This window comes from Thermaerobacillus caldiproteolyticus (genome assembly GCF_015326725.1).
GTDB lineage: Bacteria > Bacillota > Bacilli > Bacillales > Anoxybacillaceae > Thermaerobacillus > Thermaerobacillus caldiproteolyticus.
Window position 1 is genome coordinate 3,200,394 of the sequence record NZ_CP064060.1, and the last position, 19,607, is coordinate 3,220,000.

A 19,607-nucleotide genomic window follows, 5' to 3' on the forward strand; every position below is an offset into this window, starting at 1 on the left:
GTTTATAGCGGTGAGTGTTTTACAGAAAAACAATGTAACGAAGCTTCAGTCCCAGTATGCTTTAGAGCAAGAAGAAAAAGAAAAAAGAGCCTCAAGAAGACGACCTATCGTCATGATTCGTTTTATGCTCGTTAGTATGATTTTAGTGGCGCTGTCGTCCGTATTTTTATATGCTCTCCACTCTCAATCCGCTGACATTGAAGCGAAAATCGAAGACAAAAAGAAGCTAGAACAGCAATTAGGCAAATTAGAAAAACAGCAAAAGCGATTAGAGGAAGAAATTAAAAGGTTACATGATGACGATTATATTGCCGAGTTAGCACGAAAAAAATACTTTCTTTCTAAAGAAGGAGAAATTATTTTTACCGTTCCAGAAAAATAATCGATGCTTGCTAGTGACATGGGCGTTGAGCTTATTGACACTTGTTTTTGGCATTCGTTATAATAAAGAAAATGATTTTTAAGATTTTTTAAGGAGGAGCACTTTTTTTATGTCAATTGAAGTAGGCAGCAAGTTACAAGGCAAGGTAACGGGGATTACGAAATTCGGAGCGTTTGTGGAGCTGCCAGAAGGCGTAACAGGATTAGTTCATATTAGTGAAGTAGCTGATAACTATGTAAAAGATATCAACGATCACTTAAAGGTTGGAGATGTCGTTGATGTCAAGGTCATTAATGTGGAAAGAGACGGAAAAATCGGCTTATCCATAAAAAAAGCGAAAGAATCACAGCCTTCACAGCGCCCGCGCAATAAAGCAAACGATCGTGCCGCAAAAGAGAGCTTTGAACAAAAAATTAGCCGTTTTTTAAAGGAAAGTGAAGATCGTTTAGCCTCTCTCAAACGTCACACGGAATCGAAGCGAGGAGGTCGTGGTGCACGACGCGGTTAACTTGCTGCTGAACGGATGATGGTCATAAGCAGGATAGTGAATAAAGGAATGATAAGCATCCATATACATGGATGCTTTTTCTGTGGATGAAGGTTGTTAGATGCTTTCGTTGCAGAACATGGTCGGTTCCGTTGAACAACTCAAATATCCTTAGGATAATTTATGTATAGAATGTGCTAATTAAGCAAAAAAAGATATTGACAAACATGAAAGATGCAATTATTATTATAAATGTCGTTGCGTGGCGGCGTAGCTCAGCTGGCTAGAGCGTACGGTTCATACCCGTGAGGTCGGGGGTTCGATTCCCTCCGCCGCTATAAAAACAATTATGGCCCGTTGGTCAAGTGGTTAAGACACCGCCCTTTCACGGCGGTAACACGGGTTCGAATCCCGTACGGGTCACTGAAACGAAAGGGATGTTTCCTTCTGGAAACATCCCTTTCGTCTTTTTTGTATGAAAATGTCCCTCTCCAGTTATCATCTACAGAGAAACGCTTCTGTCAATGTTGTCTCTCATATATATCTCCTTTTTCGTTGTTTATAACAAATTTAGGTATGGATAATGACATGTTAGCAAGAAATACGTCGAAGGGTTTTTTTATACCACTTTCCTTTTTTGACATTTTTTTGACAATTAAGAAGATATAATAGAGTCAAGAGAAAAGCAAAGGAGTGGTCGGAATGGAAAGAATCGAAAGAAGTTGGATAAACCAAATTTCAGAGGTGTCTTTAAACCAGACGCAAGCTGTCTTTTCACGTTGGATTCGTCATTTGAAATTACGAATTGGACATTTATTTATTCATAAAGGATTTCTTTTACTAGTAATCGGTTTTTTACTTGGACGAGCGTTAATTTTATCGAAATTGACTCCTTTTGCGTTACCGTTCTTTGCCGCTGTTTATACGATGCGTCGTGATAAAGCTGGATTAGCATTTGTAGCGTTAATGGCGGGTTCGCTTACCTTATCATTTGAAACAACATTATTTGTGTTTACTGCGATGTTTAGTTTTCTCGTTTTTTATGGACTCGTTAAAAAGTTTTTTAGTGATTCCCTAAAAATGATACCTTTTGTTGTATTTTGTCTATCGGCTTCTACAAAATTAGTCATTACATACTTTTTATTAGAAAACAAAACGATGTACGAAGCAGTAATGGCTTTTGTTGAGGCAGGTCTCGGCTTTGTGTTGACGCTCATTTTCATTCAGAGTATTCCCTTGCTAACGGTTCGCAAACATAAGCAAGCATTGCGGGCAGAAGAAGTTATTTCGCTGATTATTTTACTTGCTTCGATGTTGACTGGAATGATTGGTTGGTCATTTTACGGCTTATCACTAGAACATATTATGTCTCGTTATCTCGTATTATTACTCGCTTTTGTGGCCGGAACTACAATTGGTTCGACAGTAGGAGTCGTTACAGGGCTTATTTTAAGTTTGGCAAATGTTGAAAATCTATACGAAATGAGTTTATTAGCGTTTGCTGGCCTTTTGGGAGGATTGCTAAAAGAAGGAAGAAAAATCGGTGTGGCTTTTGGGCTGTTCATTGCTACATTGCTGATCGGCCTATATGGAAATGGAAAAGCGGATATTGTGCCGACGGTCATGGAATCTTGTCTGGCAATTGTGTTATTTTGGTGCACTCCAAGTTCATTAACGAAAAAAATTTCTAAATATATTCCAGGAACAGTAGAATATGCAAATGAACAACAGCAATATGTTCGGAAAATTCGCGACGTCACCGCACAGCGGGTTGCTCAGTTTTCTCATGTGTTTCAAGCATTGGCGAATAGCTTTTCCACGTATGGATTTTCTTCAGAGGAATATGATGAGAAAGAAATTGACTACTTTTTAAGTGGTGTAACAGAAAAAACGTGTCAAACTTGCTTTAAAAAAGAACAATGTTGGTCCTATCATTTTGATACAACGTATGGATATATGAAACGAATTATGTTAGAGGCGGATAATGGAGATTTAGTAAGCAATCATAAGTTGTTACGCGAATGGGATCGGCATTGCGTGAAAGCAAATAAAGTGGTCGAAATGATCGAAAAAGAGGTCGCCCTCTATCAGGCAAACAAAAAACTACGAAAACAAGTGAATGAAAGTAGAAAGCTAGTCGCTGAACAACTGATAGGTGTTTCCCAAGTCATGGAAGATTTTGCGACAGAAATTCAGCGGGAGCGGGAAAATCATTATTTGCAGGAAGAACAAATTTTTCATGCGTTACAAGAGTTTGGAATTGAAGTTGGATATGTCGATATTTACAGTCTAGAAAAAGGCAATATCGATATTGAAATGAGCATCCCGTATTGCGAAGGCCATGGTGAGTGCGAAAAGTTAATTGCTCCAATGCTTTCGGATATTTTAGGAGAAACGATTGTTGTGAAAAGGGAGGAGTGTGCTGTATATCCAAATGATTATTGCCGTGTTGCCTTTGGTTCTACAAAAACTTTTACGGTGGACACAGGCGTAGCTTATGCTGCTAAAGGCGGTGGGCTTGTTTCCGGAGATAGTTATTCGATGATTGAGTTAGCGACAGGAAAATATGCGATTGCCATTAGCGATGGGATGGGAAATGGCGAGAGGGCACATAGCGAAAGCAATGAAACGCTGCAGCTATTGCAAAAAATTTTGCAAACTGGCATTGATGAATCGATTGCTATTAAGTCTATCAATTCCATTCTTTCTTTGCGAACGACCGACGAGATTTTTTCTACGCTCGATTTAGCGATGATAGATTTGCAAGATGCTTCGACGAAGTTTTTGAAAATTGGATCGACTCCAAGTTTTGTAAAGCGCGGGGATAAAGTGATTAAAATTGAGGCAAGTAATTTACCGATGGGAATTTTGAAAGAATTCGAATTTGAAATTGTGACGGAACAGTTAAAAGCGGGAGACTTACTAATTATGATGAGCGACGGTGTGTTTGAGGGGCCTTCTCATGTAGAAAACCATGAATTATGGATGAAGCGAAAAATCAAAGAATTACAGACGAATGATCCACAAGAAGTAGCCGATTTAATTATGGAAGAAGTCATTCGGACTCGCTCTGGAAGAATTGAAGATGACATGACAGTCGTCGTCGCAAAAATCAAACATAATACCCCAAAATGGGCAACGATTCCTGCTTATATGTATGCGAAAAAGGCACAATAAAAGTATAAAATTCTTCCATTCCGGCGATGATGGTAATACATCAAGTTGAGGAGGGGAATGGAAGGTGCGTAAAGGAGCATTACGCCAAATTTTATTGATTACAGATGGTTGTTCAAATCATGGTGAAGATCCAATTGCGATGGCTGCTTTAGCAAGGGAACAAGGGATTACAGTCAATGTCATCGGTGTACTTGACCAAGATACCATTGATGAAAACGGGTTGCGCGAAATTGAAGGGATTGCGATGTCGGGAGGTGGAGTAAGTCAGGTTGTCTACGCGAAACAACTATCGCAAACAGTACAGATGGTCACAAGAAAGGCAATGACCCAAACATTGCAAGGTGTTGTAAACCGGGAATTAAAGCAAATTTTAGGTTCGGATGTATCATTAGAAGATTTACCGCCGGAAAAACGTGGCGAAGTGATGGAAGTGGTGGACGAGCTTGGAGAGACGGTCGAACTGGAAGTTTTAATATTGATAGATACAAGCGGAAGTATGAAAACAAAACTGCCGACGGTAAAGGAGGCTCTATTTGATTTATCACTTAGTTTAAATGCTCGTATCGGCGATAATCGCTTTGCTGTGTTTGTATTTCCGGGGAAACATAGCGATGTCGAAAAAGTACTTGACTGGACACCAAAGCTGGAAGCGCTATCTACCATTTTTCCTAAGCTTACTTCAGGCGGACTTACTCCAACCGGTCCAGCGCTGCGCGAAGCAATGACATATTTTAACCAAAAGCGTTCCCTAAGGAGATTGATATCTGGTGATGAATCATACTTTGAAGAATCATCTATGTAACCTTCGAGCAGGAACGGTTATTACGGGAAAATGGCATAAGCATGGTTATAAAATTATCAAACGACTTGGTAAAGGAGCGAACGGGGTTGTTTATTTAGCGGAGAGTACCAAAGAACTTGTAGCGTTAAAACTAAGTGATAATAGTACAGCCATTACATCAGAAGTGAACGTATTACGACGGTTTTCCAAGGTCCAGGGAGTTGCCCTTGGGCCTTCTTTGCTAGATGTAGACGATTGGCGTGATCCTTATACTAATCAAGTTATTCCTTTTTATGTTATGGAATATATAAAAGGTGACGAGTTTTTTACGTTTATCCGAAAGAGAGGAAAAGAATGGATTGTCATTCTTGTTTTACAACTTTTATCTGCATTAGAAAAACTTCATAAAGAAGGGTGGGTGTTTGGGGATTTAAAACCGGAAAATTTATTAGTAGCAGGACCGGCACCAACGATTCGTCTTCTCGATGTGGGGGGGACTACTTTACAAGGTAGGGCAATTAAGGAATTTACAGAGTTTTACGACCGAGGCTATTGGGGACTAGGTTCGCGCAAAGCAGAGCCTTCTTATGATTTGTTTGCGGTGGCTATGATTATGATTCACGCCTGTTATCCGACGCGGTTTGAAAAGAAAGGAGATGGTCGCCGGCAGTTAATGAGTATGATTCAGGCAGATGCCACGCTTCGGAAATATCAGTCTATATTAATCAAAGCGATTAATGGGGAATATAAGCAAGTAGCAGAGATGAAGCGTGATTTGATTGCTGCCATTCATCATGATTCCTACATGCCTCGTCAAAAGACAAACGAACGGACAAGAACGGCAGGACGGCATAAAAAAAGAAAGAAACGAAGTGGCTTAGTAGAAACGACAATGATTGTTATGGCTCTGCTATTTATTTATGTATTGTATATATACGGGAAAGTGCTTCAATAAGAGACATTCTTTTTTGAGAAAATGTTTCATTAATGATACATTAAGAGTATAGAAAATGAATAAAGAGGTTTTTATTGTATGCTTGAGAAAGTTCACTCATTTATAAAAAAGCATCAATTGCTTACGCCGAATTCAACGGTTGTCGTTGGGGTGTCAGGTGGTCCTGATTCGCTTGCTTTACTTCATTTTTTTTGTACGATTCAACATGACTGGAACTTAACTGTCATCGCTGCTCATGTTGACCATATGTTTCGTGGCAAAGAGTCGGCAGAAGATATGAATTTTGTGAAACATGTTTGCGAGAAATTCGGTATTATATGTGAGACGAAACAAATCAATGTACCCTCCTTCCAACGCCAATGGAAGATCAGCGCCCAAGAAGCAGCACGGGAATGCCGCTATCGCTTTTTTAAAGAAGTAATGGAAAAGCATTCCGCTACCTATTTAGCGTTAGCACATCATGGGGATGATCAAATCGAAACGATTTTAATGAGGCTTGTTCGTGGAAGTAACGGTAGAGGGTATGCCGGCATTCCTGCGAAGCGCCCTTTCTATTTTGGGCAGATCATTCGCCCTTTTTTAGCTGTCAGCCGCGATGACATCGAAGAGTATTGCCGAGAACACGCCCTTAAACCGCGCTATGATGCAAGCAATGAAAAAGATAGTTACACCCGAAATCGGTTTCGCCGTTACGTGGTTCCGTTTTTAAAAAAAGAAAATCCGCATGTTCATGAGCGGTTTCAACATTATAGTGAAATGGTTGCAGAAGATGAAACGTTTTTAGAGGAATTAACGAGCGAAGCGATGAATAAGGTAATGGAAAAACAGCATGGAGCGGTCATATTGCACATTAAGCCGTTTCAGACGTTGCCCAAGCCTTTACAAAGAAGAGGGATTCAACTAATATTGAACTATCTTTATAACGGAGTTCCATCTTCTTTATCTTCGATACATATTAACCATGTATTGGCGCTTTTGCACAATAACCACCCTTCTGGTAGGTTGGATTTTCCCAACGGTTTAAAAGTCATTCGCTCGTATCAAAGTTGCGTTTTTACCTTTCACGAACAGGAATCTTATACGTATACATTTGAGCTCGATGTTCCTTCCGTGCTGCATCTTCCAAATGGATATGCAATCATTAGTGAATTTTGGGAACACTATCCGCGAGAGCAAAAAGGGAATGACACATTTATTGTTGACCCTGAAGCGATTACGTTTCCTTTGCGAGTTCGAACAAGACGCGCCGGTGACCGGATGACATTAAAAGGGACAAAAGGGACAAAGAAAATTAAGGAAATTTTCATAGAAGAAAAAATCCCTTTGCACGAGAGAGAAAGTTGGCCGATTGTTGAAGATGGACAAGGAAACATTTTATGGCTTCCAAAGCTAAAAAAATCTGCTTTTGAAGCAACTGATGTTACAAAAACGCACTATCTTGTATTACACTATAAAGAGCAATGAACATCTAGGAGGAAAAGAAAATGGGGATGAACCAAGATATTCAAAAAGTTTTAATTACAGAAGAGCAAATACAGGAAAAAGTGAAAGAATTAGGGGAATTGTTGACAAAAGAATATGAAGGGCGCTTTCCGCTCGCTGTCGGTGTATTAAAAGGAGCTATGCCGTTTATGGCGGATTTATTGAAAAACATCGATACATATTTAGAAATGGATTTTATGGATGTATCTAGTTATGGGAATGCAACTGTATCATCTGGAGAAGTAAAAATTTTAAAAGACTTAAATACTTCTGTTGAAGGACGCGATATTTTAATTATCGAGGACATTATTGACAGTGGTTTAACGTTAAGTTATTTAGTTGACTTATTCCGCTATCGAAAGGCAAAATCAATTAAAATTGTCACGCTTTTAGATAAGCCTTCAGGGCGTAAAGCAAATATTGAAGCAGACTATGTAGGATTTATTGTTCCAGATGAATTTGTTGTCGGTTATGGATTAGACTATTGTGAAAAATACCGCAACCTTCCTTATATCGGTGTATTGAAACCGGAAGTATATAGCAAGTAAGTCTTTATCGTAGCCGGCTAATTTGTTGTATTGACATGATTTTCTATGATACTATTGACTATAGTGTGTTTGATATGGGAGGAGGCAAGAAATGAATCGGATCTTCCGTAATACGATATTTTATTTATTGATTTTTCTTGTTGTCATTGGTGTTGTCAGCTTCTTTAACGGAAGTAACCAACGGACGGAGCCGATGACGTATGACGCCTTTATTACGCACCTGGAAAATGGTGATGTCAAATCGTTTTCGATGAAGCCCGAGCGCGGTGTGTATGAAATAAGGGGGCAATTAAAAACCTACGATGAAGGTCAATACTTTTCGACTTACGTCATGAATAGTGATACGGTGCTGAATCGTATCGATGCCGCAGCAAAGCGGACTAGAGTAGAAGTCATGCCGGCAGACGAAACGAGCGGTTGGGTGACATTCTTCACCTCGATCATTCCGTTTGTCATTATTTTCATTCTGTTTTTCTTCTTGCTGAACCAAGCGCAAGGCGGCGGTAGTCGGGTGATGAATTTCGGGAAAAGCCGTGCGAAACTATATAGTGAAGACAAGAAAAAGGTCCGTTTTCGAGATGTTGCTGGAGCGGATGAAGAGAAGCAAGAGCTTGTCGAAATCGTTGAGTTTTTAAAGGATCCAAGAAAGTTCGTGGAGCTTGGTGCCCGCATTCCAAAAGGAGTGCTTCTCGTTGGCCCGCCGGGAACCGGGAAAACATTATTAGCGCGCGCTGTTGCTGGTGAAGCTGGTGTACCATTTTTCTCCATAAGTGGTTCTGATTTCGTGGAGATGTTCGTCGGTGTCGGTGCTTCACGTGTGCGTGACTTATTTGAAACAGCGAAAAAGAACGCGCCATGCATTATTTTTATCGACGAAATTGATGCAGTTGGTCGTCAACGCGGTGCAGGTCTTGGCGGCGGACATGACGAGCGTGAACAGACGCTTAACCAGTTGCTTGTTGAGATGGATGGATTTAGCGGTAACGAAGGAATTATTATCATTGCGGCAACGAACCGTCCGGATATTTTGGACCCAGCTTTATTGCGTCCGGGTCGTTTTGACCGTCAAATTACAGTGGATCGTCCGGATGTGAAAGGCCGTGAAGCAGTGTTAAGAGTGCATGCTCGCAATAAGCCGTTGGATGAATCAGTGGACTTGAAGACGATTGCAATGCGCACACCGGGGTTCTCTGGTGCCGATTTAGAAAACTTGCTGAACGAGGCAGCACTTGTAGCAGCCCGACAAAACAAAAAGAAAATTGATATGAGCGACATCGACGAAGCGACAGACCGTGTCATTGCTGGACCGGCGAAAAAAAGTCGCGTCATCTCTGAAAAAGAGCGAAACATTGTCGCTTACCATGAGGCAGGCCATACGGTCATTGGTATGGTATTAGCCGATGCTGAGATGGTTCATAAAGTTACGATTGTTCCGCGTGGTCAAGCTGGTGGTTATGCTGTCATGTTGCCGAAGGAAGATCGTTATTTTATGACAAAACCAGAATTATTAGATAGAATCACTGGCTTATTAGGCGGTAGAGTCGCTGAAGAAATTGTCTTTAACGAGGTAAGCACAGGAGCGCACAACGACTTCCAACGTGCAACGAACATTGCTCGTCGAATGGTCACTGAGTTTGGAATGAGTGATAAGTTAGGGCCAATGCAGTTTGGCCAATCTCATGGGCAAGTGTTTTTAGGTCGTGACTTGCATAATGAACAAAATTATAGTGACCAAATCGCTTATGAAATCGACCTTGAAATTCAAAGAATCATTAAAGAATGTTACGAAAAAGCGAAGAAAATTTTAACGGAAAACCGTGATAAGCTGGAATTGATTGCAAAAACATTGCTTGAAGTGGAAACATTGGATGCTGAACAAATTAAACATTTGTTTGAGCATGGAACGCTTCCGAATCGCAATGAGAATCAAAACGATGATGTCAAAGTGAACATTCATACGAAGAAGGAAGAATAAGATGTCTCTTTTTACAGGGACATCTTTTTTTACCGTAAGAACAAGGAGTTATGATATGATGAAAAAAGTAAGAACTTGTGAAAAGTGGGGATGAAGCGATGATTTTTGTGTTAGATGTTGGCAATACAAATACGGTTCTCGGGGTGTATGACGGAGAGGAATTAAAACATCATTGGCGCATCGAAACAAGCCGTGGAAAAACAGAAGATGAATACGGCATGACGATTAAGGCACTACTGAATCATGTCGGTCTCGATTTTTCTGATATTGACGGTATTATTATTTCTTCTGTTGTGCCACCGATTATGTTTGCCCTTGAACGGATGTGTTTCAAATATTTCCATATAAAACCTTTAATCGTTGGTCCTGGTATTAAAACAGGATTAAATATTAAATATGATAACCCAAGGGAAGTAGGGGCAGACCGAATTGTTAATGCGGTAGCCGGCATTCATTTGTATGGAAGTCCGCTGATTATTGTCGATTTTGGTACGGCAACGACGTATTGTTATATCAATGAACATAAACAATATATGGGGGGAGCGATTGCGCCCGGAATTACCATTTCTACGGAGGCGCTTTACTCTCGGGCAGCGAAATTACCTCGCATTGAAATCGCCCGTCCGGATGACATTATTGGTAAAAATACCGTAAGCGCGATGCAAGCGGGGATTTTATATGGATATGTTGGACAAGTGGAAGGAATCGTATCACGAATGAAAGAAAAAAGTGCTCTTCCACCTAAAGTCATTGCAACAGGCGGGCTCGCTTCTCTGATTGCGAATGAATCGAACGTCATTGATATTGTTGATCCATTTTTAACTCTAAAAGGACTGCAACTTTTATACGAGAAAAACGTCGATAAAAAATAACGAAAGGTTGAGTTTTATGTCAGACTACTTAGTAAAGGCATTAGCATATGATGGACAAGTAAGGGCGTATGCGGTACGTACCACAGAAACGGTGAGCGAGGCGCAACGACGTCATCAGACATGGCCTACCGCCTCGGCTGCGCTTGGGCGCGCTATGACAGCAGGAGTTATGATGGGAGCAATGCTAAAAGGGGATAGTAAATTAACGATTAAAATTGAAGGTGGCGGACCCGTTGGTACAATTCTCGTAGACAGTAATGCAAAAGGAGAAGTACGCGGATATGTGACGAATCCCCATGTTCATTTTGACTTAAACCAATACGGCAAATTAGATGTGGCACGAGCCGTAGGAACAAACGGAACGTTAACCGTGGTCAAAGATTTAGGACTGCGAGACTTCTTTACTGGACAAGTACCGATTGTTTCTGGAGAATTAGGAGAAGATTTTACCTACTATTTTGCGTCTTCCGAGCAAATTCCTTCATCTGTTGGCGTAGGTGTCTTAGTCAATCCAGATAACACGATATTAGCAGCTGGAGGGTTTATTCTTCAGCTAATGCCTGGTACAAACGAGAAAACGATCGAGGAGATCGAACAGCGACTTCAATCCATTCCACCTGTTTCGAGAATGATTGAAAAAGGATTAACGCCAGAAGAAGTGTTAGAAGAGGTATTAGGAAAAGGAAATGTTAACATTCTTGAAACGCTTCCTGTTGCGTTCGTATGCAGATGTTCGAGGGAGCGGATTGCCGATGCTATTATGAGCTTAGGGCCTGAAGAAATTCAAGAAATTATAGATGAAGAAGGTCATGCGGAAGCATCCTGTCATTTTTGTAATGAAACTTATCATTTTACAAAAGAGGAGTTAGAAGAGCTAAAACATCTTGCCCAAACTTCATCCCAAACTTCATCTGAATAAAAAGTTAAAAAATTTAAATGATTGACAATTGAGACAATAGCTGATACATTTGAAACAAATTCGATAAAATTAATCGGGATTAGGGGTGAAGAAAAATGGCTCGTGCAGTAAACTCCATTACAGAATTAATCGGTGACACTCCAGCGGTGAAATTAAATCGCATCGTTGACGAAGACAGTGCAGACGTGTATGTGAAATTGGAATTTATGAACCCTGGAAGCAGCGTGAAAGACCGTATTGCCTTAGCGATGATCGAAGCGGCAGAAAAAGAAGGAAAATTAAAACCTGGTGACACGATTATCGAACCAACAAGCGGAAACACAGGAATCGGCTTAGCGATGGTCGCAGCTGCAAAAGGATATAAGGCGATTCTTGTCATGCCAGATACAATGAGCTTAGAACGTCGTAATTTATTGCGTGCTTACGGGGCAGAGCTAGTGTTAACACCAGGAAGTGAAGGAATGCGTGGAGCGATTCGCAAGGCGGAAGAGCTAGCGAGTGAACATGGTTATTTTATGCCACAACAATTTAAAAACGAAGCAAATCCAGAAATCCATCGTTTAACGACAGGAAAAGAAATCGTTGAACAAATGGGCGACCAATTGGATGCGTTTGTTGCAGGAATCGGTACTGGCGGAACGATTACAGGGGCTGGCCAAGTGCTTCGCGAAGCATATCCAAACATTAAAATTTACGCGGTGGAACCGGCAGATTCCCCAGTATTGTCAGGAGGAAAACCAGGGCCTCATAAAATTCAAGGCATCGGCGCAGGATTTGTGCCAGACATTTTAGATACAAACATTTATGATGAAGTGATTGCCGTAACAACAGAAGAAGCGTTTGCAGCAGCTCGACGTGCCGCTCGTGAAGAAGGGATACTTGGCGGTATTTCATCAGGTGCTGCAATTCATGCGGCATTAAAAGTGGCGAAAGAACTTGGAAAAGGGAAAAAAGTATTGGCGATTATTCCAAGTAATGGTGAACGTTATTTAAGCACGGCATTGTACCAATTTGAAGAATAAGAAATCATTCAAAACATTTTTTCGACAGGGACAAGTCCCTGTCGAAATTTTTTTCATAATGATATGTGCTGCAATTCATTGTACAATAAACGTATCGAATGTAAGGAGGGAGTTGGAACGACCGTTTATGCAAGCACGAAAAATCCTGAAGCGAAAGATCCCTTATAAACAACGAGATTGGTTTCAACAATATAAAACGTTAGCGAAAAACGAACCATATCATGTTTTGTTAGAAAGCGGCCGGGCGGGACGCTATAGCATTATCGGATTATATCCAGCTGGAACTATACAAGGAAAGGGAACAGAGCTAGTTGTTCGGTATAAAGGGCAAGAAGAGCGGTGGCACGGTAATCCATTGTTGTTAATGAAGCAATGGTTTGTGCAAGCAGGAACCGTTTCTTTTAGTGAGGGACCGCAATTCCAGGGGGGAGCGATTGGATACGTTAGTTATGACTGTGCTCGTTATATTGAACGCCTTCCTTCCAAAGCGAAAGATGATCTTCAGCTTCCTGAGTTATATTTTCTTATTTTTGATGATGTATTTGTTTACGATCATGATGAACAAACATTATATCTCATTACAAATTATATAGAAGGGGAGCAGCAAGAGGCTGAGCAAAGACTTGCTCAATATGAGGCATTATGGTTAAAAGAGCGTGCGGAAGTAGAGCTGATGCCGTTTGTACCAACAGCGGAAAAAGAAACTGTCTCAATGACAGAAGTGGAATTTATGGAAGCAGTCGAAAAAGTACGGCAATATATTGCTCAAGGTGACGTATTTCAAGTCAATTTATCTGTCCGTCAATCGAAGCCGCTTTTAACGTATCCGTTTCATATTTATGAACAGCTGCGTTTGCTTAATCCTTCTCCGTACATGGCGTACCTTCACTTTCCAGAGTTTCAAATTGTCAGCGGTTCGCCGGAGCTGCTTGTGAAGAAAAAGGGGAGTAAAGTTAGTACAAGACCTATTGCTGGAACGCGTTCACGCGGGAAAACAAAAGGGGAAGATGAACAAATTGCAGCAAAGCTACTAGCAAATGAAAAAGAGAGAGCTGAGCATGTGATGCTCGTTGATTTAGAACGTAATGATTTAGGAAGAGTATGTCAATATGGTACAGTAAAAGTAGACGAATGGATGACGATTGAAGCGTATTCTCATGTCATGCACATTGTTTCCCACGTATCAGGACAGTTGCAGGATGGAAAAGATGCGTTTGACGTCATTCAAGCGGTCTTTCCAGGAGGAACGATTACGGGAGCACCAAAAGTGCGGACGATGGAAATTATTGAGGAGCTCGAACCAGTACGGCGCAGTGTATACACAGGTTCCATTGGCTGGATAGGCTTTAATGGGGATATGGAACTGAATATTGCAATTCGAACGATGATCGCAAAAGACGGGATGGCTCACGTACAAGCAGGAGCAGGCATTGTCATTGACTCACGTCCTGAATATGAGTATCAAGAATGTTTGAAAAAAGCGGCAGCGCTTTGGAAAGCAAAAGAGTTGAGCGAAGCAGAGCAACCATTTTTGAGCATGAGGTGAGAAAGATGATTTTTATGATTGATAATTACGATTCATTTACGTACAACTTAGTTCAATATTTAGGGGCATTAGGGGAAGAATTAATTGTAAAGCGAAATGATGAAATTACGATCGAAGAGATCGAGAAACTGAACCCTGATTTTCTAATGATTTCGCCTGGTCCGTGCAGCCCGGATGAAGCGGGAATAAGTATGAGCGCCATCGAACATTTTGCCGGGAAAATTCCGATTTTCGGCGTGTGTTTAGGCCATCAGTCAATCGCGCAAGTATTTGGTGGAGAGGTTGTTCGAGCAGAACGGTTAATGCATGGGAAAACATCACAAATCTTTCATGACGGAAAGACGATTTTTACGAATGTTCCTAATCCATTTACGGCGACGCGTTATCATTCGCTGATTGTCAAAAAAGAAACGCTACCAAGTTGTTTTGACATCTCGGCATGGACGGAAGAAGGCGAGATTATGGCGATTCGTCATAAAACATTGCCGATTGAAGGGGTACAATTTCACCCAGAATCGATTATGACAAGCCATGGCATGCAGCTATTAAAAAACTTTATTGAAACATATAAAAGGGTTCGATAATCGATGTATTTATATGTAAATGGTGATATTGTTCATAAGGACGAAGCGAGCATTTCACCGTTTGATCATGGCTTTATGTACGGGCTTGGTGTGTTTGAGACGTTTCGCACGTATGATGGACATCCGTTTCTTTTAGACGATCATCTTGCGCGACTCCATGACAGCTTACGGGAAATGAATATTGCCTTAACCCTTCATCGGAATGAGGTTACCCAAATTATTTATCAGCTGCTGGAGGCGAATCAATTAAAAAATGCCTATGTTCGCTTAAATGTGTCAGCAGGTGTAGGTGACATCGGCTTGCAGACAGGCGAATATAACCAGCCAACTGTTATTGTCTATATGAAGCCGCTTATGTTGTCTTCTTCCATTGAAAAGGTATGTAGAATTCTAAAAACAAGAAGAAATAGCCCTGAGGGAAAAGAACGGTTAAAATCTCATCATTATCTTAACAATGTATTAGGTAAATGGGAAATTGGGAACGACCCTAAATTGGAAGGCATTTTCCTGAACGAAAAAGGGTTCATTGCTGAAGGAATTGTTTCTAACATCTTTTGGGTTAAAAATAGAACGGTGTATACCCCAGCTGTTGGTACAGGAATTTTGAATGGTGTGACAAGACAATTTGTGATCGCTATGCTTACAGCGTTGCAAATTGATTGTCAAGAAGGATTCTACTCTCTTGATGAGTTAAAAGAGGCAGACGAAGTATTTGTAACGAATTCGATTCAAGAAATTGTTCCTGTTGGCCAAGTAGATGACTGTTTTTATCTTGGAGCTAGCGGTCCATTGACTAAGTTACTGAAAAAGCATTATGAACGTTTTACCTCTTTTCTATGGACAAGACACGAACTAACGGAAAGGATCGACATGAAATGATGATAGAAACGAACTTAACATCTTTTGTCATTCGTTGTGGCTCTTATGAATTAGATTTACAACGTAAAACTATGGTGATGGGAATTTTAAACGTAACACCGGATTCTTTTTCTGATGGCGGTCGATTTAACGCTATAGATCAAGCGGTCGAGCATGCGAAAAAACTAGTCGCTGATGGAGCGGATATCATTGATATCGGGGGAGAATCGACACGACCTGGTGCCGAAAAAGTATCATTAGAAGAAGAGTTGAGACGAGTCATTCCTGTCATTAAAGCGGTAGCCGAAGAAGTCGATGTTCCGATTTCTATTGATACGTATAAGGCGGAAGTCGCTAGACAAGCGATTGAAGCGGGAGCACATATTATTAACGATGTATGGGGAGCGAAAGCGGATAAGAAAATGGCAGAAGTCGCTGCTCATTATGATGTTCCCATTATTTTAATGCACAATCGGCATGACCTTCAGTATGAATATTTAATTTCCGATATGATCGCGGATTTATTTGAAAGTGTGAAACTCGTGAAAAATGCCGGGGTAAAGGATGAAAATATCATTCTAGACCCGGGCATTGGCTTTGCAAAAACATTTGAACATAATTTGGAAGTGATGAGACATTTAGACGAATTTACAAAGCTAGGTTACCCTGTGTTGTTAGGAACATCGCGGAAATCGTTTATTGGTCACGTTCTTGATCTACCTGTAGACGAGCGTGTAGAAGGAACAGGGGCAACAATTTGTCTTGGAATTGCAAAAGGAGTTCATATTGTTCGTGTTCATGATGTGTTACCGATAGCGCGAATGGCTAAGATGATGGATGCCATGCTTGGAAAAGGGGGCGATCGTCATCGATAAAATTTATGTCAATCGGATGGAGTTTTATGGGTACCATGGGGCACTCCCTGAAGAGCATGTGCTTGGGCAACGTTTTTTCGTTGATCTCATTGTCGAAACAGATTTACAAAAGGCAGGGAACAGTGATCGCCTAGACGACACTGTCAATTACGCCAAGCTGTATGAAATTTGTAAGGAAGTTGTTGAAGAGAGACAGTTTGCCCTCATTGAGGCGGTTGCAGAAAACATCGCTCATAATATTTTATCCTCTTTTCCAACCATTGATCGTTGTACAGTGAAAGTAATCAAACCTAACCCGCCTATTAAGGGGCACTATGAATCTGTAGCGGTAGAGATTGTAAGGAGTCGATAAATGGAAAGTTATGCATATATTGCCCTTGGCTCTAATGTAGGAAACCGTCTTTACTATTTGCGGGAAGCTGTAAGAAAGCTGGATGAACATGAACAAATTTCTGTTATCGACACGTCATCCATTTATGAAACAGACCCGGTTGGTTATGTGGAGCAAGATAAATTTTTAAATATGGTTATTAAAATTCAAACCACCCTTTCACCATTTGCTTTGCTAGAAGTGACGCGAAAAATTGAACAGGAACTTGGTAGAAAAAGGGGAATTCGTTGGGGACCACGTACGTTAGACCTTGACATTTTATTATATAATCGTGAAAATATTGAAACAGAGCAACTTACCATTCCACATCCACGAATGGTAGAGCGAGCATTCGTATTAGTTCCGTTATTTGAACTTGATGCTCATATACGTATTCCGAACGTAAAGCAGCATATAGCATTAATCATAGATGAATTACCAGATAGAGAAGGGGTCCGCATATGGAAGCAGAAAAGTGGGGAAGACGTATTCGCGCTTTTCGAAAACTAAAAGGATATACACAAGAAAGTTTAGCAAAAGATCTAGGAGTCTCTGTATCCGTTTTAGGTGAAATTGAGCGCGGGAATCGTTTGCCAACGGAGCAATTTTTAGACAAGGTGGCGAAGCTATTAAATATAACGGTAGATGAGCTTGCTCCACCGAAGACCGATTCCGATCATTGAAAAAGGAGGTAGAGAGATGCTGAAAATTGGTGATATTGAAATAAAAAATCCCGTTGTGCTTGCCCCGATGGCAGGTGTATGTAACTCTGCGTTTCGTCTAACCGTGAAAGAGTTTGGTGCGGGACTTGTTTGTGCGGAGATGGTCAGCGATAAAGGAATTTTGTTTAATAATGAAAAGACACTAGGAATGTTGTACATTGATGAGCGCGAAAAGCCATTAAGCCTACAGATTTTTGGCGGAGAGAAGGAAACGCTAGTAGAAGCAGCTAAATTCGTTGATAAAAATACCAATGCGGATATTATTGATATTAATATGGGTTGTCCTGTTCCAAAAATCACAAAATGTGATGCAGGTGCAAAATGGTTATTAGACCCGAGCAAAATTTATGATGTGGTCGCTGCGATCGTCGATGCAGTAGAAAAGCCTGTAACAGTAAAAATGCGAATCGGCTGGGATGAGAACCATATTTACGCAGTCGAAAACGCTCAAGCGGTGGAGCGGGCTGGTGGCAAGGCGGTTGCTGTTCATGGGAGAACGAGAGTGCAAATGTATGAAGGAAAAGCGGATTGGAATATCATTAAGCAGGTAAAAGAAGCGGTCAACATCCCTGTCATTGGAAATGGTGATGTACAAACACCTCAAGATGCGAAGAGAATGTTAGAGGAAACGGGCGTAGACGGTGTTATGATCGGTAGAGCTGCTCTCGGAAACCCATGGATGATTTATCGTACTGTTCGTTATTTGGAAACAGGAGAGCTTATCCCGGAGCCTTCTGTAAGAGAAAAGATCGAAGTATGTATTTTACATTTAGACCGTTTAATTGCTTTGAAAAACGAGCATATTGCCATAAAAGAAATGCGCAAACACGCTGCTTGGTATTTAAAAGGTATTCGCGGAAATGCAAAAATTCGCAATGAGATTAACGAATGTAACACACGAGAAGAACTTGTTACCCTGTTAATGAACTTTGTAGAAGAAGTCGAAAACAAACAACAAAGCAATGCACAGGCTGTGTAAATAAGGAAAATAAATGTATGTATTATTTACTGCCAGCCTTGGCTGGCAGTATTTTTCATAAAACTTTAATAATGGAGTGAATGATATGAGTCATGAAGAATTAAATGACCAATTGCGAGTTCGTCGAGAAAAATTACATAAATTAAGAGAAAAAGGAATCGATCCATTTGGAAAGCGTTTTGAACGTACGAATAAAGCGCAAGAACTTTTTGACTTATACGGAGATTTGTCAAAAGAAGAATTAGAAGAGAAACAAATCAAAGTAGCAATTGCTGGGCGCATTATGACAAAGCGCGGAAAGGGAAAAGCAGGATTTGCTCATATTCAAGATGTAACAGGGCAAATTCAAATCTATGTCCGTAAAGATGATGTTGGTGAAGAACAATACGAGCTGTTTGACACTTCTGATTTAGGAGATATTGTTGGCGTTCACGGTACAGTGTTTAAAACAAAAGTCGGCGAGTTATCTATTAAAGTTTCATCTTATGAACTTTTAACGAAGTCATTACGCCCTCTTCCTGAGAAATACCATGGTTTAAAAGATATCGAGCAACGGTATCGACAACGCTACCTTGATTTAATCATGAATCCAGAAAGTAAAAACACATTTATTACACGCAGTTTAATTATTCAATCGATGCGCCGTTATTTAGATAGCCATGGTTATTTAGAGGTAGAGACACCAATGATGCATTCGATTGCCGGCGGGGCCGCTGCTCGTCCGTTTATTACTCATCATAACGCGTTAGATATTCCGTTATATATGCGTATTGCCATTGAATTACACTTAAAACGCCTCATTGTTGGTGGATTGGAAAAGGTGTATGAAATTGGCCGTGTCTTCCGTAATGAAGGAATCTCAACGCGGCATAATCCTGAATTTACAATGCTTGAGTTATATGAAGCATATGCGGACTATAAAGATATTATGAGCTTAACGGAAAATATGATTGCGCATATCGCTCAAGAAGTGCTAGGAACAACGAAAATCCAATACGGTGAACATACGGTCGACTTAACACCTCAATGGAAACGACTTCACATGGTTGATGCAATTAAAGAATACGTAGGGG

The 19,607-nt window shown here is 40.6% G+C and carries 20 protein-coding genes and 2 tRNA genes (1 of these 22 only partly in view); all 22 read left to right on the top strand.

Annotated elements, in window-relative coordinates; translation table 11 throughout:
- Nucleotides 1–10: 10 nt before the first annotated feature.
- The gene (locus ISX45_RS15980; RefSeq protein WP_181557389.1) at nt 11–382 is read left to right on the top strand and encodes an FtsB family cell division protein; all 372 of its coding nucleotides are present in this window, start codon (nt 11–13) and stop codon (nt 380–382) included.
- A gap of 109 nt (nt 383–491) precedes the next feature.
- Nucleotides 492–890, top strand: a complete 399-nt coding sequence (locus ISX45_RS15985) for a S1 domain-containing RNA-binding protein (protein ID WP_181557390.1) — start codon at nt 492–494, stop codon at nt 888–890.
- A gap of 243 nt (nt 891–1,133) precedes the next feature.
- Nucleotides 1,134–1,207 (top strand) — tRNA-Met (locus ISX45_RS15990).
- Between the two features lie 13 nt (nt 1,208–1,220).
- Nucleotides 1,221–1,292: transfer RNA gene (locus tag ISX45_RS15995), tRNA-Glu, on the top strand.
- Between the two features lie 279 nt (nt 1,293–1,571).
- The gene (gene spoIIE / locus ISX45_RS16000) at nt 1,572–4,046 is read left to right on the top strand and encodes a stage II sporulation protein E (protein ID WP_181557391.1); all 2,475 of its coding nucleotides are present in this window, start codon (nt 1,572–1,574) and stop codon (nt 4,044–4,046) included.
- Nucleotides 4,047–4,110: 64 nt separating this feature from the next.
- Nucleotides 4,111–4,848: a vWA domain-containing protein gene (locus ISX45_RS16005; RefSeq protein ID WP_181557392.1), complete on the top strand. Its 738-nt coding sequence runs from the start codon at nt 4,111–4,113 to the stop codon at nt 4,846–4,848.
- Entirely contained in the window at nt 4,817–5,782 is a 966-nt protein-coding gene (locus ISX45_RS16010; protein ID WP_323744677.1) for a serine/threonine protein kinase, read from the top strand. The genes ISX45_RS16005 and ISX45_RS16010 overlap by 32 nt, the downstream gene beginning before the upstream one ends.
- Before the next feature lie 78 nt (nt 5,783–5,860).
- The gene (gene tilS / locus ISX45_RS16015) at nt 5,861–7,246 is read left to right on the top strand and encodes a tRNA lysidine(34) synthetase TilS (protein ID WP_181557394.1); all 1,386 of its coding nucleotides are present in this window, start codon (nt 5,861–5,863) and stop codon (nt 7,244–7,246) included.
- A 20-nt stretch (nt 7,247–7,266) separates the two neighbouring features.
- Nucleotides 7,267–7,812 carry a hypoxanthine phosphoribosyltransferase gene (gene hpt / locus ISX45_RS16020; RefSeq protein ID WP_181557395.1) on the top strand — a complete coding sequence of 182 codons (546 nt, stop codon included), beginning with the start codon at nt 7,267–7,269 and terminating at the stop codon, nt 7,810–7,812.
- Nucleotides 7,813–7,903: 91 nt separating this feature from the next.
- Nucleotides 7,904–9,787 carry an ATP-dependent zinc metalloprotease FtsH gene (gene ftsH, locus ISX45_RS16025; protein ID WP_194519408.1) on the top strand — a complete coding sequence of 628 codons (1,884 nt, stop codon included), beginning with the start codon at nt 7,904–7,906 and terminating at the stop codon, nt 9,785–9,787.
- A gap of 98 nt (nt 9,788–9,885) precedes the next feature.
- Complete coding sequence (locus ISX45_RS16030) at nt 9,886–10,659, top strand: type III pantothenate kinase (RefSeq protein WP_181557397.1); 774 nt, start codon at nt 9,886–9,888, stop codon at nt 10,657–10,659.
- Nucleotides 10,660–10,675: 16 nt separating this feature from the next.
- Nucleotides 10,676–11,578 carry an Hsp33 family molecular chaperone HslO gene (gene hslO, locus ISX45_RS16035; protein ID WP_181557398.1) on the top strand — a complete coding sequence of 301 codons (903 nt, stop codon included), beginning with the start codon at nt 10,676–10,678 and terminating at the stop codon, nt 11,576–11,578.
- Between the two features lie 95 nt (nt 11,579–11,673).
- Nucleotides 11,674–12,600 (top strand): cysteine synthase A, encoded by a 927-nt coding sequence (gene cysK, locus ISX45_RS16040; protein ID WP_181557399.1) that lies wholly within the window; start codon nt 11,674–11,676, stop codon nt 12,598–12,600.
- 127 nt (nt 12,601–12,727) lie between these two features.
- Entirely contained in the window at nt 12,728–14,146 is a 1,419-nt protein-coding gene (gene trpE, locus ISX45_RS16045; protein WP_194520735.1) for an anthranilate synthase component I, read from the top strand.
- Nucleotides 14,147–14,151: 5 nt separating this feature from the next.
- Nucleotides 14,152–14,730, top strand: a complete 579-nt coding sequence (gene pabA, locus ISX45_RS16050; RefSeq protein WP_181557400.1) for an aminodeoxychorismate/anthranilate synthase component II — start codon at nt 14,152–14,154, stop codon at nt 14,728–14,730.
- Nucleotides 14,731–14,733: 3 nt separating this feature from the next.
- Nucleotides 14,734–15,609, top strand: coding sequence for an aminodeoxychorismate lyase (gene pabC / locus ISX45_RS16055; RefSeq protein WP_194519409.1), 876 nt, complete (start codon nt 14,734–14,736; stop codon nt 15,607–15,609).
- Nucleotides 15,606–16,463, top strand: coding sequence for a dihydropteroate synthase (gene folP, locus ISX45_RS16060; RefSeq protein ID WP_407649656.1), 858 nt, complete (start codon nt 15,606–15,608; stop codon nt 16,461–16,463). Before pabC ends, folP begins: the two co-directional genes overlap by 4 nt.
- Nucleotides 16,426–16,815 carry a dihydroneopterin aldolase gene (gene folB / locus ISX45_RS16065; RefSeq protein ID WP_181557402.1) on the top strand — a complete coding sequence of 130 codons (390 nt, stop codon included), beginning with the start codon at nt 16,426–16,428 and terminating at the stop codon, nt 16,813–16,815. The genes folP and folB overlap by 38 nt, the downstream gene beginning before the upstream one ends.
- Nucleotides 16,816–17,343, top strand: a complete 528-nt coding sequence (gene folK / locus ISX45_RS16070) for a 2-amino-4-hydroxy-6-hydroxymethyldihydropteridine diphosphokinase (protein ID WP_194519410.1) — start codon at nt 16,816–16,818, stop codon at nt 17,341–17,343.
- Entirely contained in the window at nt 17,295–17,516 is a 222-nt protein-coding gene (locus ISX45_RS16075; protein WP_181557404.1) for a helix-turn-helix domain-containing protein, read from the top strand. Before folK ends, ISX45_RS16075 begins: the two co-directional genes overlap by 49 nt.
- Before the next feature lie 16 nt (nt 17,517–17,532).
- Nucleotides 17,533–18,534, top strand: a complete 1,002-nt coding sequence (dusB, locus tag ISX45_RS16080) for a tRNA dihydrouridine synthase DusB (protein ID WP_194519411.1) — start codon at nt 17,533–17,535, stop codon at nt 18,532–18,534.
- A gap of 85 nt (nt 18,535–18,619) precedes the next feature.
- A protein-coding gene (lysS, locus tag ISX45_RS16085; RefSeq protein ID WP_181557406.1) for a lysine--tRNA ligase crosses the window boundary here: on the top strand, nt 18,620–19,607 show its 5' portion. The gene runs 497 nt beyond the window's last position; 988 of the gene's 1,485 nt are visible here — the first part of the coding sequence; its start codon is at nt 18,620–18,622; its stop codon lies off the right edge, out of view.

Bases quoted from the DNA above. Each gene is read 5' to 3' on its own strand.
- ISX45_RS15985 (WP_181557390.1), top strand. From the start codon at position 492: ATGTCAATTGAAGTAGGCAGCAAGTTACAAGGCAAGGTAACGGGGATT.
- spoIIE (WP_181557391.1), top strand. From the start codon at position 1,572: ATGGAAAGAATCGAAAGAAGTTGGATAAACCAAATTTCAGAGGTGTCT.
- ISX45_RS16010 (WP_323744677.1), top strand. From the start codon at position 4,817: ATGAATCATACTTTGAAGAATCATCTATGTAACCTTCGAGCAGGAACG.
- tilS (WP_181557394.1), top strand. From the start codon at position 5,861: ATGCTTGAGAAAGTTCACTCATTTATAAAAAAGCATCAATTGCTTACG.
- hpt (WP_181557395.1), top strand. From the start codon at position 7,267: ATGGGGATGAACCAAGATATTCAAAAAGTTTTAATTACAGAAGAGCAA.
- ftsH (WP_194519408.1), top strand. From the start codon at position 7,904: ATGAATCGGATCTTCCGTAATACGATATTTTATTTATTGATTTTTCTT.
- ISX45_RS16030 (WP_181557397.1), top strand. From the start codon at position 9,886: ATGATTTTTGTGTTAGATGTTGGCAATACAAATACGGTTCTCGGGGTG.
- hslO (WP_181557398.1), top strand. From the start codon at position 10,676: ATGTCAGACTACTTAGTAAAGGCATTAGCATATGATGGACAAGTAAGG.
- cysK (WP_181557399.1), top strand. From the start codon at position 11,674: ATGGCTCGTGCAGTAAACTCCATTACAGAATTAATCGGTGACACTCCA.
- trpE (WP_194520735.1), top strand. From the start codon at position 12,728: ATGCAAGCACGAAAAATCCTGAAGCGAAAGATCCCTTATAAACAACGA.
- pabA (WP_181557400.1), top strand. From the start codon at position 14,152: ATGATTTTTATGATTGATAATTACGATTCATTTACGTACAACTTAGTT.
- pabC (WP_194519409.1), top strand. From the start codon at position 14,734: ATGTATTTATATGTAAATGGTGATATTGTTCATAAGGACGAAGCGAGC.
- folP (WP_407649656.1), top strand. From the start codon at position 15,606: ATGATGATAGAAACGAACTTAACATCTTTTGTCATTCGTTGTGGCTCT.
- folB (WP_181557402.1), top strand. From the start codon at position 16,426: ATGCCATGCTTGGAAAAGGGGGCGATCGTCATCGATAAAATTTATGTC.
- folK (WP_194519410.1), top strand. From the start codon at position 16,816: ATGGAAAGTTATGCATATATTGCCCTTGGCTCTAATGTAGGAAACCGT.
- ISX45_RS16075 (WP_181557404.1), top strand. From the start codon at position 17,295: ATGGAAGCAGAAAAGTGGGGAAGACGTATTCGCGCTTTTCGAAAACTA.
- dusB (WP_194519411.1), top strand. From the start codon at position 17,533: ATGCTGAAAATTGGTGATATTGAAATAAAAAATCCCGTTGTGCTTGCC.